At 66.6% G+C, this 13,116-nt stretch carries 15 protein-coding genes; 7 read left to right on the forward strand and 8 right to left on the reverse strand.

All coding sequences use genetic code 11. The features are described 5' to 3' along the window. Positions 1 to 72: 72 nt before the first annotated feature. Together A6M56_RS02985 and A6M56_RS02990 are read left to right on the forward strand one after the other, a co-directional pair. Complete coding sequence (locus A6M56_RS02985) at positions 73 to 510, forward strand: carboxymuconolactone decarboxylase family protein (protein WP_102080450.1); 438 nt, start codon at positions 73 to 75, stop codon at positions 508 to 510. Between the two features lie 49 nt (positions 511 to 559). Beyond that, positions 560 to 988 (forward strand): hypothetical protein, encoded by a 429-nt coding sequence (locus tag A6M56_RS02990; protein ID WP_045785355.1) that lies wholly within the window; start codon positions 560 to 562, stop codon positions 986 to 988. Positions 989 to 991: 3 nt separating this feature from the next. Here A6M56_RS02990 and A6M56_RS02995 read toward each other — a convergent pair whose 3' ends face one another. Further along, positions 992 to 2,284: an MFS transporter gene (locus tag A6M56_RS02995; RefSeq protein ID WP_102080451.1), complete on the reverse strand. Its 1,293-nt coding sequence runs from the start codon at positions 2,282 to 2,284 to the stop codon at positions 992 to 994. Between the two features lie 168 nt (positions 2,285 to 2,452). Further along, entirely contained in the window at positions 2,453 to 3,337 is an 885-nt protein-coding gene (locus A6M56_RS03000) for a LysR family transcriptional regulator (protein ID WP_045785357.1), read from the reverse strand. Positions 3,338 to 3,451: 114 nt separating this feature from the next. Between A6M56_RS03000 and argC the strand changes: the two genes are divergently transcribed. Beyond that, a complete protein-coding gene (gene argC, locus A6M56_RS03005; RefSeq protein WP_102080452.1) occupies positions 3,452 to 4,384 on the forward strand; it encodes an N-acetyl-gamma-glutamyl-phosphate reductase in 933 nt (310 codons plus the stop codon). A 138-nt stretch (positions 4,385 to 4,522) separates the two neighbouring features. Beyond that, positions 4,523 to 5,359 carry a bifunctional allantoicase/(S)-ureidoglycine aminohydrolase gene (locus A6M56_RS03010; RefSeq protein ID WP_027678748.1) on the forward strand — a complete coding sequence of 279 codons (837 nt, stop codon included), beginning with the start codon at positions 4,523 to 4,525 and terminating at the stop codon, positions 5,357 to 5,359. Positions 5,360 to 5,445: 86 nt separating this feature from the next. On the opposite strand, the gene tam is transcribed toward A6M56_RS03010, so the two are convergent. Next, on the reverse strand, positions 5,446 to 6,225 hold the full coding sequence (gene tam, locus A6M56_RS03015) for a trans-aconitate 2-methyltransferase (protein ID WP_102080453.1): 780 nt from the start codon (positions 6,223 to 6,225) through the stop codon (positions 5,446 to 5,448). Between the two features lie 101 nt (positions 6,226 to 6,326). Between tam and A6M56_RS03020 the strand changes: the two genes are divergently transcribed. Next, complete coding sequence (locus tag A6M56_RS03020) at positions 6,327 to 7,223, forward strand: LysR family transcriptional regulator (protein ID WP_102080454.1); 897 nt, start codon at positions 6,327 to 6,329, stop codon at positions 7,221 to 7,223. A 53-nt stretch (positions 7,224 to 7,276) separates the two neighbouring features. On the opposite strand, the gene A6M56_RS03025 is transcribed toward A6M56_RS03020, so the two are convergent. Beyond that, the gene (locus tag A6M56_RS03025; RefSeq protein WP_027678745.1) at positions 7,277 to 7,585 is read right to left on the reverse strand and encodes a hypothetical protein; all 309 of its coding nucleotides are present in this window, start codon (positions 7,583 to 7,585) and stop codon (positions 7,277 to 7,279) included. 218 nt (positions 7,586 to 7,803) lie between these two features. Further along, positions 7,804 to 8,913, reverse strand: coding sequence for a nickel/cobalt efflux protein RcnA (locus tag A6M56_RS03030; protein WP_102080455.1), 1,110 nt, complete (start codon positions 8,911 to 8,913; stop codon positions 7,804 to 7,806). 95 nt (positions 8,914 to 9,008) lie between these two features. Here A6M56_RS03030 and A6M56_RS03035 point away from each other — a divergent pair, with 95 nt between their 5' ends. Together A6M56_RS03035 and A6M56_RS03040 are read left to right on the forward strand one after the other, a co-directional pair. Continuing rightward, positions 9,009 to 9,281, forward strand: coding sequence for a metal/formaldehyde-sensitive transcriptional repressor (locus A6M56_RS03035; RefSeq protein ID WP_062737648.1), 273 nt, complete (start codon positions 9,009 to 9,011; stop codon positions 9,279 to 9,281). A gap of 367 nt (positions 9,282 to 9,648) precedes the next feature. Further along, the gene (locus A6M56_RS03040; protein ID WP_102080456.1) at positions 9,649 to 10,512 is read left to right on the forward strand and encodes a DMT family transporter; all 864 of its coding nucleotides are present in this window, start codon (positions 9,649 to 9,651) and stop codon (positions 10,510 to 10,512) included. A 71-nt stretch (positions 10,513 to 10,583) separates the two neighbouring features. Here the strand turns inward: A6M56_RS03040 and A6M56_RS03045 are convergent, their stop codons facing one another. From A6M56_RS03045 to A6M56_RS03055, 3 genes are all read right to left on the reverse strand, one after another. Next, on the reverse strand, positions 10,584 to 10,973 hold the full coding sequence (locus A6M56_RS03045; protein WP_102080457.1) for an RT0821/Lpp0805 family surface protein: 390 nt from the start codon (positions 10,971 to 10,973) through the stop codon (positions 10,584 to 10,586). A 74-nt stretch (positions 10,974 to 11,047) separates the two neighbouring features. Further along, positions 11,048 to 12,358: an NAD(P)/FAD-dependent oxidoreductase gene (locus tag A6M56_RS03050; RefSeq protein ID WP_102080458.1), complete on the reverse strand. Its 1,311-nt coding sequence runs from the start codon at positions 12,356 to 12,358 to the stop codon at positions 11,048 to 11,050. Then, a complete protein-coding gene (locus A6M56_RS03055) occupies positions 12,355 to 13,116 on the reverse strand; it encodes an amino acid ABC transporter ATP-binding protein (protein ID WP_286757745.1) in 762 nt (253 codons plus the stop codon). The genes A6M56_RS03050 and A6M56_RS03055 overlap by 4 nt, the downstream gene beginning before the upstream one ends.

The following is a 13,116-nucleotide window of genomic DNA, read 5'->3' on the forward strand; positions in this document are numbered from 1 at the left end:
GGCGATTCCACGGCGCCACGGTGGACCCTAGACTGCCTTCGATCCTCCAGCACGAAACCCCAGGAGCCCGCCATGGAACCCCGCCTCGATTTCTACCAGAGCAACCCCGCCGCCATCCAGGCCGTCATGGGCCTCGAAAAAGCCCTGGGCAAAAGCTCGCTCGAAAAACCGCTGACCGAACTCGTGCGCCTGCGCGCCTCGCAGATCAACGGCTGCGCCTATTGCGTTGACATGCACAGCGCCGATGCGCGCAAGGCCGGCGAAGACGAGCGGCGCCTGGCCGCGGTGTGCGTCTGGCAGGAGACGCCGTTCTTCACCGACCGCGAACGCGGCGCGCTGGCGTGGACCGAGGCCGTCACGCGCGTCGGCGAAACGCGCGTGCCCGACGACGTGTGGCAGGCCGCGCGCGCGCAGTTTTCCGACGCCGAGCTGGTCGACCTGACGCTGCTGGTCTGCACCATCAACACGTGGAACCGCCTGGCGGTCAGTTTCCGTAAACTGCCGGCCTGAGCGCCGCCTATACTGCCCGGCACCGGCGCGCGCCGCACACGGAGGCCTCATGCTGCACAACGTCCGCACCCTGAGCATCAACGTCGAACGCCACTTTGACGACGTGGCCGCGTTCCTCGCCGAGCCGCTGAATTTCCCGATCTGGGCGACCGGCTTGTCCGAAGGGCTCGCACCCGGCACGCAGGGTTCTGGCGCGGCGCCTGACGAATGGATTGCCAAGGCGCCTGCCGGCACCGATGGCAACGTGTTCATCCGCTTCAGCCCGCCCAACGACTTCGGCATCGCCGACCACTGGGTGCGGATGCCCGACGGCAATGTCGTCTATGTGCCGCTGCGCGTGGTGCGTAATGGCCCCGGCACCACGGTCTCGCTCACGCTGTTTCAGCAGCCCAACATGGACGACGCGCAGTTCGAAGCCGATGCCGAATGGGTGCAGCGCGACCTGGTGAAGCTCAAGACGGTGCTCGAAGCCGAGTAGCGCTCAGGCCTTCTCCGCCTGCGGGGCTTGCGGCACCGGCTGCGGCGCAGACGGGCCGGCCGGCGCCGCCAGCGACGGATCGCCGCGCTCGTCGGAGCCCTTCACCTGGCTGATCCAGAACACGCAGAACAGGCCGGCCGCCACCGCCAGCCAGCCGTTCAATCCGTAACCCTGGATGTGGCCCGCCGCGCCATTGCCGAGCAGCAGGCCGCCCAGCCACGCACCCACGCCCGTGCCCACCGACATCACGGCGCTGTTGGCCGACAGGAACGCACCGCGCACCTGCGGGTTCGGCACCGTCGTCATCAGCGCCTGCATCGGCACCATGCGGCTGGACAGCACCACCATGAAGCATGGGAAGAACAGCAGCATGCCAACGAAGGGCCAGTCGGGCAGATGTGTCATCACCAGCACGGGAATGCAGGCAAGCAGCGTGGCCGCCACGAACACGCGGCGCCGGCCGTAGCGGTCGGCCAGCTTGCCGACCGCGCGCGACGTGAAGAACGACGCCGCACCCCCCGCCACGTACAGCCACGACAGATCCTGCGGCGCCACGCCATGGTTGGCCACCAGCACCGGCGAGATGAACGGGATCACCAGCATGTGCGAGCCCATCATCACGAAGGTCAGCACGAACGCGCGCAGATGGCCCGGATTGGTCAGCAGGCGCCACAGGTTGACGAGGACATCGCCGAACGTCTGGCTGCGCTTGTCGGCGAGGTGTCCGGCCAGCGGCGGAACGGTCTGACGCGCGCCGAGCCAGATCAGCACCGTGAGCGCCGTCAGCAGGAAGAACGGCGCCGACCAGCCGAAGTGCGCGCCAATCGCAATGCCCACGGGCACGCCCGCCATGGCTGCCAGCGCAAACGACGACATCACCACGCCCGTGGCCGCGCCGCGCCGCGCGGGCGGAATCACGTCGGAGAGCACGGCCAGGATGATCGACCCGAGCACGCCGCCCGTGACGCCCGCAAACGCGCGTGCAAACAGCAGCATGGCGTAGTTGCCGGACAGCGCGCACGCCAGGTTGGCGAGCGTGAACAGGCCATAGACGGTCAGCAGCAGGCGTCGCCGGTCGAAGCGGTCGATGTACGTGGCGGCCAGCAGGCCGGAAGCGCCCGAGCACAGCGAATACACCGACACGGCCGTGGCGAACGCCGCCGGGCCGATGCCAAACGTATGCATGATCTGCGGACCGAGCGGCATCATCACCATGAAATCCATGATGACGGTGAACTGCGTGAGCGCGAGCAGCCAGAGCAACCGGCGCTCGCGCGAGGGATCAAGTAGAGGCATGAGGGCGACGAAAGAAAGGGAGGAGGCGGCGCGCGCGGCTCGGAATGGGCAGCTAGGCGCGCCGGGTTATGTCGAAAAACATATCGTACGATAGTTGTCACGACACAAGAAGTCAAACTTTATTCATCGGATTCTCCGCCTCGTCACGGTGCCAAGGCGCGCAATGCGCTATTTCGCGCGCAGCATCCAAAGCACGTCGAGCACATGCTGGGTCGATCGCTCGACGTGGCCGGCCCGGTGCGCGATGCCAAGTTCGCGCCACAACGCAGGCCGCAGCGGCCGCATGGTGATGCGCACATCCGACGGTGCGGCGGACGCCTCGTGCGGGAGCAGCGTGGCGCCATAACCGGCGGCGACCAGGCTCTTGATGGCGTCGTTGTAGTTGAGCTGGATGCGCGGCACGGGGTGATAACCGTCCGTGGCGAACCACTCGGTCGTCTGGCGTGACAGACGCGTGGTGGCGTCGTTGAGGATCAACGGCTGCGCGCTCAGCCAAGCCGGCGTGATGCGCGCGGGGCTCGTCCAGTGCGCCGGCAGGAACGCCATCACCGGATCGCGCCGCCATGGCTTGATGGCGAGCCCCGCCACCTGCGATTGCGGCAGTGCCACGAGGCCAATGTCGAGCGCGCCATCGGCGAGCCTCGCCAGCGTTTCCTGCGACGTGAGCACCGCCACCTGCACGTCGATGCCGGGGTGGTCTTGCCGCAGCACCTCCAGCGCCTGCGGCAGCAAGTGGGCGATGGCGCCGGTGGACGCGCCCAGCCGTACGCGCCCGCTCAGTCCCTGCACCTGGCGTTGGATGTCGTCCAGCGCCTGCTCGGCATCGGCCAGCAGCTTGCGGGCGCGCTCCACCATCACCTCGCCGATGGCGGTGGGCTGCACCTGCCCGCGCTTGCGAGAGAGCAACTGCGCGCCCACGCGATCTTCGAGTTCGGCAATGTGCAGGCTGACGGTGGGCGCCGCCAGATGGAGCGCCCGCGCCGCGTCGGCAAACGAACCGCGCTGGGCAACTTCGACCAGCGTGCGCAGGCGGTCCAGGCTGATCTCTCGCATGATTCAGAAAAGCTGAATGTGACGGTTGTGAAATTCAACTTTTCATATTCTAGGTCGCGCTCGAAGATGGAGGCTCGCATTCATCACCATCTTCTTTCCCTGGGAGCGCCAGCCATGTCCACGCCCCTCGTCTTCATCGACGGCGACCAAGGCACCACCGGCCTGCAAATCCACGAACGTCTGCGCGGCCGCGTCGAGCGGCAAGACCTGAAACTGCTGACGCTTCCCGCCGACGCCCGCAAAAACGCGCAACGCCGTGCCGAGGCCATCAACGCCTGCGATATCGCCATCCTGTGCTTGCCCGATGCGGCCGCGCGCGAGGCGGTCGCGGCCATCGTCAACCCGCGCGTGCGCGTGATCGACGCAAGCTCCGCGCATCGCACCACGCCGGGCTGGGTCTACGGCTTTCCGGAGATGAGCGAAGGGCAAGCTCAATGTGTTGCGGGCGCCTCGCGCGTGACCAACCCGGGCTGCTACCCGACCGGCGCGGTCGGGCTGCTGCGCCCGCTCGTGCAGGCGGGCCTTGTGCCGGCGGATTACCCGATCAGCATTCATGCCGTGTCCGGCTATTCGGGGGGTGGCCGCGCCGCGGTGGAAACGTACGAGGGGCCCGAGGCAGCAAACGCCCTGCCGTTCCAGGTGTACGGGCTGGGTCTGGCGCACAAGCACACGCCCGAGATCCAACTGCACGCCGGACTCACGCAGCGGCCGATGTTCGTCCCGGCCTACGGCGCGTATCGCCAGGGCATTGTGCTTACGGTGCCGCTGGAGCTGCGTCTGCTCAACGCCGACGTTGATGCGACGGCGCTGCACGCATGTCTGGCTGACCACTACGCCGGCGCGCAGCATGTGGACGTGATGCCGCTGCAGGCGCCGTCCGCCTTGCCGCATCTCGACCCGCAGGCGCTCAACGGCACCAACGACATGCGGCTGGGCGTGTTCGCCAACGACTACGGCCAGGTCCTGCTCACGGCGGTGTTCGACAACCTCGGCAAGGGTGCATCCGGCGCAGCGGTTCAGAACCTCGATCTGATGCTGGCGCGGTAGTGGCAAATCGAATGGAAGTTATCGGAACATTTAATTGGTCGATTGTGGGCGACTTCGCTATCGTCAACGCCGCCCGCGTACGAACCGCCTGTTGCTGTTTGCGCCCGGGGCCGGACCAACCCATTGCCTGAATGCAACATGTCTAAGACCACGTATTACGCGCCGCATGGCGGCCATCCGCCGCAGACGGATCTGCTGACCGATCGCGCGATGTTCACCGAGGCGTACGCGGTGATCCCCAAGGGAGTGATGCGCGACATCGTCACAAGCTGGCTGCCGTTCTGGACCCAGACGCGCCTGTGGGTGATCGCCCGCCCGCTGTCGGGTTTTGCCGAGACCTTCTCGCAGTACATCGTTGAAGTGAACCCGGGCGGCGGCAGCGACAAGCCCGAGCAGGACAAGAACGCCGAGGCCGTGCTGTTCGTCGTTGAAGGGGAAGCCGAGTTGACGCTGCAGGGCAAGAAGCACACGCTCACGCCGGGCGGCTACGCGTTCATCCCGCCGGGCGCCGACTGGACGCTGCACAACGTGAGCGACGCCGCGGTGCGCTTCCACTGGATCCGCAAGCACTACCAGGTCGTCGATGGCATTCCCCTGCCGGAAGCCTTCGTGACGAACGAGCAGGACGTCGAGCCGATCCCCATGCCGGGCACCAACGGCGCGTGGGTGACGACGCGCTTTGTCGACATGAGCGACATGCGCCACGACATGCACGTCAACATCGTCACGTTCGAGCCGGGCGGCGTGATTCCGTTTGCCGAAACCCACGTGATGGAACACGGCCTGTACGTGCTCGAAGGCAAGGCCGTCTATCGCCTCAATCAGGACTGGGTCGAAGTGGAAGCCGGCGACTTCATGTGGCTGCGCGCGTTCTGTCCGCAGGCCTGCTATTCGGGTGGCCCTGGCCGCTTCCGTTACCTGCTGTACAAGGATGTGAACCGTCACATGAACCTGACCCTGAACCCGTCGCGCTAAGCGACGCAGAAGTCGGATAAAAAAGCCCGCCGGTATTTGCCGTCGGGCTTTTTTTCATGGCGGCGTTTCTGCTTCTGCGATTGCGCCTACTTGCGCGTCGCCACGATGAAGAGACGCGGAAACGGCAGCAGTACCGTGCCGTCGTCGAGTGCCGGATAGGCCTGGGCAATCGCGTCGCGATAGCGGGTGAGAAATGCGGGACGCTCGTCCTCGTTCAACGCCGCGAGGAAGGGTCGCAGGCCGGTTCCCTTCAGCCATTCCACCACCGCATCCGCGCCACCCCGCAGAGGGTGGTAATACGTGGTGCGCCATACGTCCACCCGACTGCACAGCGGTGACAGCTTGGCGTAGTAGCGGCGTGGGTCAAACCGCTCCGTGCGTTCGACGCCCTTGAGCTTGCCGGCCCACGGACCGTCGGCAGCCACCTCGCGCATCAGGCGGTGCGTCGGCTCGTCCAGGTTGTCGGGCACCTGCACCGCCAGGTGGCCGCCCTGCGTCAGCTTGTCGATCAATTTGGGGAACAGCGTGCCGTGATCGGGCAACCATTGCAGCACGGCGTTCGCCAGGATCAGATCGAACGGTTCGGGCGGGTTCCACGTGGCAACGTCGGCGATCTCGAAATCCACGTGCGGCAGGCGCTTGCGCGCGGCCTCGATCATGTCGGCCGAAGTATCGAATCCGCGGACGGCCGCGCCGGGCGCGCGCGCCATCAGTGCCTCGGTGGAATTGCCTGGCCCGCAGCCGATGTCGACGGCGCTGCGGATGGCCGTTTGCGGCACGGCGGCCAGCAAGTCCCGGGCAGGCCGCGTGCGTTCTTCTTCAAACCGGACGTACTGATCTGCGCTCCAATCGTGCTGCGTGGTCATGCTGGTTCTCCTTGCCGGGGTTGCGATCGAACACGGGCATTCTGTGGCGCGGCGGGAGATCAGTAAAATGAATTCATTGCTGGAATTCATTCATTTATCTAATGAAAATCGATACGCTCGGCGTGCAGGCATTCGTGGCGATTGCGGAGAGCGGCAGCTTTACGCAAGCCGCCGACACACTCCACGTGACGCAGACCGCCATCACGCAGCGCCTGCGCAAGCTGGAGGCGTTTCTTGGTGTGGCGCTGGTGGAGCGCACCACGCGCCGGACCGAGCTGACCGAAATCGGTCAGCGCTTTCTGCCGCAGGCGCGCCGGCTGCTCAATGAGTTGTCCGAGGCGCTCACGGAGATTCGCGAGACCGGCCTGAGCCAGCGCGGCGACATCACCATCGCCTGCGTGCCGACGGTGGGCGTGCACTACCTCCCGCGCATCCTGCGCGCGTTCTCCGAGCACCGGCCGCACGATCGCGTGAAGATTCTCGACCACGCCTCGGCCTCCGTGCTGCAGGCGGTGCTGCGTCGTGAGGCCGAGTTCGGTATCAGCATTGCCGGTGACCAGCATCCGGAACTCGTGAGCGTGCCGCTGACGAGCGATCCGTACGTCCTCGTCTGCCGCGACGATCATCCGCTCGCCAAGCGGCGCCGCATCCGGTGGCAGGCCCTGCAGCCGCACCCGCTCATCTTTGCCGGCGAGGTCAGCGGCAACCGCAGCCTGCTCGACGGCGCACTCAAGGCGAGCGGCGTGACGCTGCATTCGTTCTATGAAGTGCAGCGCAGTTCAACGGCGCTCGGGCTGGTGGCCGAAGGCCTGGGCGCAGCGGTGGTGCCGCGGTTGGCGATGCAGAAGAACGCGTATCCGATGATTCGTACGGTGGAGCTGGTCGAGCCCGAAGTGTCGCGCACGCTGGTGCTCGTCACGCGCAAGGCAGCGCAGTTGTCGCCTGCAGCGCGTGCCCTGTATGACCGGATCGTCGACGGGGCAACCTCGGTGAAGTGAGGCTCGCGTGGAGGGCCGCGCTTACACGGTCCCTCTCACGCCATGCCGGCCCGTCACGCACGAGCGCCGTCCGTGCTGCCCGGGTAGCTCGTATCGCCGCGCCATGCGAGCACGTCGTGTGCGCTGGTTTGCCGATCGGCACCTTGCGCATATGGATCGAAACGATCGTACTTCCACGACAGATAGCCATAGGTGTCGGCCTGGCGATCAGCGCCCTGCGTGAACGGGTCCGTTTTGTCGACGGCGCCTTGCGTGTACGGGTCGTACTTGGCCTGCGCGGCCGAGGCCGGTTGGGCGATGAACAGCGCGGCGGAAGCGGAAAGCGTGGCAAGCAAGGCCAGGGTAAGGCGGCGGGTGTGCATGATGAACTCCTCGTGCGGTGAACGTGCCGCCGGAGGCGGCATCCATTGGATCGCTAGCGGCGCGTGGCCGCCCGGACCCACAGGTTGGTCGCGGTGCGCATGCAAACCTGACACTGCATCGACGAAAAGCACGCCGCACCAGCCCCAGCCTGTACCTGCAGATACGCAGGCCATGCGGCAATGGATGCAGCCTTGTCACACCAAACACGCAGCCGTTGCTACGGCAGTTGCATCACCCCATGCACGCCCTGCCACCCCACGTACAACCCCACGAGCGCAATCAGCACGCCTGACAGGTACGGCGCCTTGCGTGCAAATTCACCAAAGCCGCCCCAACGCCGGGAGACGTGCTTCACGCTCAGCGCCGCCAGCGCGCCCGAGGCCACCAGCGTGAGCGCCAGCCCGATGCTGAAGCACAGCACCAGCGCCGCGCCCAAAGTGATCTTCTTGAGCTGCAGGCACAACAGCAGCACGGTGATCGACGCCGGGCAAGGAATCAGTCCGCCCGTGAGCCCGAACACGATGATCTGGCCGGTGGTGACTTCACGGTTGGCGAAGCGGCGGCGGATGTCGTTGGCGTGCGCGCGTTCGTGGGCGTCCTGGTATTCGGCAGATGAAACATCGAGGCCGCCATGGCCGTGATCATGCTCGGAGAACGTGACGTCGTAGTCATGCCGATGGTGTTCGTGCCCGAGCGACAGGCGCGCTACAAAAGCGTGCGGCTCGGGGATGGCCTGCTCCGATTCCAGAAAGCCATCGCGTTGAACGAAGCGGAAGGTTTGCCGGCTGCCGTCGGGCCGCTCGGTGACGACCTGCACCTGCTCGGCTGACCATGCGGTGCCGCGCGTGCCCTCGCGTGTCAGCCGGAAGCGCGGCGGCACGCCATCTTCGAAGATGGCGAGTTGCACGACGCCATGGCCGGTGTCGATGCGTTGGATCTCGCCATGGCCGTGATCGTGGTGATGATGATCGTGGTCGTGCGCCGCGTGCGTGCTGCGCCAGGTGCGCCACATCATCCACGCTGCCACGGCCACGATCAGCACGGCCGACACCATCTGAAAATATGGCTCGGTGGTTTCTGCGTTCCAGTTGCGGCCGAAGTACAGGCCCGCCATGGCCACCGCCCACACCACCGCCGTATGCGACACCGTGGCCGACAACCCCAGCAACACCGCCTGCGTGAGCGTGCCGCGGATCGCGACGATGAACGCCGCCATCATCGTCTTGGAATGCCCAGGCTCCAGGCCATGCAGCGCACCGAGCAGGATCGCACTGGGAACGAACAGCCAGGCGTTGCCTTGCTGCAGCAGGGTGGTGAACGCGGTCATGGGGAGGGCAGTGAAATCGGGTAGGCGAAATATACTCCCCCCAGTATAGTGATGCTACCCTCCCGCGTCGTTCACCTCACCTCGATACCCGACCCATGGCTCATACCATCCGCGACAAAGCCAAGCTGCTGGCGCGCGTGCGGCGCATCCAGGGGCAGGCCGCTGCGCTGGAAAAACAACTCGCCGACGAGGGCGATTGCACCGCCATCCTCCAGCAGATCGCGGCGATTCGCGGTGCGGTCAACGGACTGATGGCGGCGGTCATCGAGGGCCACCTGACCGATCACGTCGTGAAGGAGCCTGCCGAGGCGCAACGCCAGGAAGACCTCGATGCGGTGATGCAGGTGATCAAGTCGTACCTGAAGTAACCGTAACGCGCCGCCCTTGCGCCCAGCGCGCGATCCCGATAGTCTGCTCAGACGCCATCGGCCAATTCCGATTTATCGCCTCTCTGATTCTCTGAATCTTCGTCTTCATGTCCCGACTTCACGCCACCCTCCTCGCCGCCGGCCATCGCGCCCGCGTGGATGACGTGTGCGTGCAGCCGGGGCCCTTCCCGCCTCCTGTCGTCTCCTGGGGCTACGACGCGGTCGCTGCACAGCCGCCGCCGCCCGCTCTCGGCTGATTTCCAGCCGCTTCGTTTCCGGTTGACCTGAACCAGGCTCGGGCACGCGCCCGAGGCAGGCGCTTGCCTGCGCGCCGGAACCCGACATCTCTTTTCGACAGGTGAGTGGAATGCGTTCCATGCAAGCCGCGCTGGCAGGGTCCGGCGCGACGGTTCTATTCGTGCTGCTGTGGAGCAGCGGTGCAATCTTTGCGGAGATCGGGGTGCAGCATGTCCCGGCGTTCGCGTTTCTGGTCGGGCGCTTTGCGCTCGCGTCTTTGGTGCTGGCGGGCCTGGGCCTGCGGCGCGGGCAGTGGTGGCCGGCGCCGGGTTCACGGCTGAAGGTGGCCGCCACCGGTGCCTTGCTGACCGGCGGCTATTCGATCTGCTATTTGCTCGCGCTGGACCGCGGCCTCACGCCCGGGCTGTTGGCCACGGTGCTCGGCGTGCAGCCGCTGCTGACGCTGCTCGTGACTGAACGTATCTGGTCCGCACCGCGGATGGCCGGCCTCCTCCTCGCGCTGGGCGGCCTTTCGCTGGTGGTGGGCGGCGCCGATGCGCACCAGGTGCCGATGGCCGGTCTCGGCTATGCGCTGGCCGCGCTGTTGTGCATGACGGTCGGCGCCATCGGGCAGAAGCGGCTGAACCAGTCGCCCATCGATACGCTGCCGTTGCAGAACGCGGTGAGCCTCGTGCTGTGTGCGGCGTTTGCTTTCGCGCTGCCTGCGCAATCGCTGGCGCTCGCGCCAAGCTTGCCCGGTATCGCCGCCTTGCTGTGGATGGGCGTGGTGATGTCAGTGGGAGCGCAGTTGCTGTTCTACCGGCTCATGCAGCGCGGCAATCTCGTCAACGTGACGAGCCTGTTCTATCTCGTGCCCGTGGTGACGGCGCTGCTGGATGACCTTGTGCTCGGCCATCGCCTGGCGCTCCCCGCGATGGCGGGGATGGTGATGATTCTGCTCGGGTTGGCGGTGGCGTTTCGGGCGGCCCGCTGAGTGCCGCCGGTGGGCGAGCCGCTGGATCGGGGCGGCTCGCCCGCGCTACAGACTGCGCGGTAGCCGATGCCTTACTGCGCCAGCCGCCGCAACTTCCATTCGCCGCTGGGCTGCTTGCACAGCCATGCCGTCCACTGCTCCTTGCTGCTGCCGCGCGTCAGTTCGCTCTGCAGACGGCGGCACGGCTGGCCGGCGTCGGTCCTGGATTCCAGCGGTGTGATGGTCGCGTCGACGGCAGGCTGCTTGCCTGTGGCGGGCGAGGTCCATTGCGTGGGCGCGTTGTCGGCGCTGCTCTTCAGCACATCGCCGATGGCCTTGGTGAACGACTTCAACTCCGTCGGGCTCATCGAGCCGATGATCGTGCTGGCGAGCACGTTGCGGAAATAGGCGAACGACGGCGTGGCGGCAGCAAACAGCGCGGCGCCCGCACAAGCGAGCGCAAGACGGCGGCGGTGCGACATGGGTCCCCCCAGGATGTGACGAAAAGGAGCCTTCATCCTAGACCATGCCGCACCGGCCTGGGGTGTCGCTGTACTCAGCCGCCCAGCTTGTCGAGCAGGCTGTACCAGGCCACGCCCGCCGCAATGTAGAAGCGCTGCAGGCCATGCAGCGGGATCGGCGTGATGGGCGATACGGGATACGGAAACGCCTCGCCACTGCCCGCCAGCCGTGCGGCGATCTGCTGGCCGAGGCTGGTGCACAACGCGATGCCGCGCCCGTTGCAGCCCAGCGCCATCGTGATGCCTGGCGCCGGCTCATGAATGTGCGGCATGAAATCGCGCGTGATGGCGATGCGGCCCGCCCAGCGGTATTCGTATTCCAGCGGGCCGAGTTGTGGAAAGAGCAGCTCCAGTGAGCGTTCGAGGTGTGCAAAATCCTGCGCGTCGCGCGGCTCGGAAAAGAAGCCGCGTCCACCCATCAGCAGGCGCCCGGCTGCGTCTTTGCGGAAATACAGCAGCAGCCGTTGCGATGTGGAAGCCGTTTCGCCGCGCGCCAGAATGCGCTCGGCTTCAGCCGTCTTGAGCGGCCTGGTGGCGACGATAAAGCTGTTGGCCGAGAGCACCGTCTGCGCCAGGCCCGGCCAGAGCGGACCGGTGTAGCCGTTCGTGGCGATCACCACGCGCTGCGCACGCACCGTTGCGCCCGTGCTGGTCGTGGCGATCCACTGCGTGCCCTGTCGCTCGAGTGCCGTGACGGCGGTGCGCCCATGCACGGCGGCACCGGCATTCTGCGCGGCACGCACCAGGCCGCGTGCATACGCCATCGGCTGGATGGCGCCTGCGCGGCCGTCGAGCCACGCGCCGGCAAATGCCTCGGTGCCCACACGTTGCGCGACGGCGGCGCGGTCCAGCATTTCCACCGGCACGCCGCGCTTCTCCCATTGCCGTGCGCGGGCGTGCAGCGCGGGCACGGCCTTGTCTGAATAGGAAAGCTGCAGCCACCCGGCACGCACGGGCTGGCAGTCGATGCGGTGCCGGTCGATCAGGTCGAACACCAGGTCGGCGGAGCGCGAGATGGTGTCGATCAACGGTTCGGCACGCGCGGCGCCCAGCAGGCTCACCAGTTCATCGGGGTCGTGCTTGAGCGTCGGGTTGACCTGTCCGCCGTTGCGCCCGGAAGCGCCCCAGCCCGGATCGTTGGCTTCGAGCACGGTGACCTGCGTGCCGCGTTCGGCCAGATGCAGCGCGGTGGACAGCCCCGTGTAACCGCCACCGATGACGAGCACATCGGTGGCGATCGATTCCGTCAACGGCGGTGTAGGCGGTGCAGCAGGCGCCGTCGCTGCCCATAGCGAGGGCGGCAGCGGCTCGCCGCCCGCAGCCATGTCGAGTTGCGGCTGCGTCATGGCGCGAGGTCTCCGGTGGGAGCATCGGCGGGTTTGTGCAGCACGCGGCGCAGAAAGTCCTGCGTGCGCGGCTGGCGCGGAGCGCCAAGCACCTGCGCGGCTGGGCCTTCTTCGACGATGGTGCCGCTGTGCAGAAAGCACACGCGGTCGGCCACTTCGCGCGCAAAGCCCATCTCATGCGTGACGACGATCATCGTCATGCCTTCGCGGGCGAGTTCGCGCATCACCTCCAGCACATCGCCGACGAGTTCGGGGTCGAGCGCAGAGGTGGGCTCGTCAAACAGCATCGCCTCGGGCTCCATCGCCAGCGCGCGGGCAATCGCCACGCGCTGCTGCTGACCGCCGGAAAGCTGCGCCGGATACGCCTCTGCCTTGGCGGCCAGGCCCACTTTTTCCAGCAGCGCCATCGCCTTGGCACGTGCGGCTTCGGGGCGTTCGCCCTTCACGTAGACGGGGCCTTCCATCACGTTTTCGAGCACGCTGCGATGCGGGAACAGGTTGAAGCGCTGGAACACCATGCCCATGCGGCTGCGCAGCGTGTGGATGGTTTTGCTGTGTTGATCGACGCGTTCGCCAAAGGCGCGGATCTCGCCGCCGTCGTACGACTCCAGCCCGTTGATGCAGCGCAGGACGGTCGACTTGCCCGAGCCCGACGGGCCGATCAGGCAGACGACCTCGCCCTTGTTCACGTGCAGGCTCACGCCGCGCAGCACGTGATGGTCGCCAAAGTGCTTCTGCAGATCGCGGATTTCGATCAT

The organism is Ralstonia sp. RL, assembly GCF_001683835.1.
GTDB lineage: Bacteria > Pseudomonadota > Gammaproteobacteria > Burkholderiales > Burkholderiaceae > Ralstonia > Ralstonia mannitolilytica.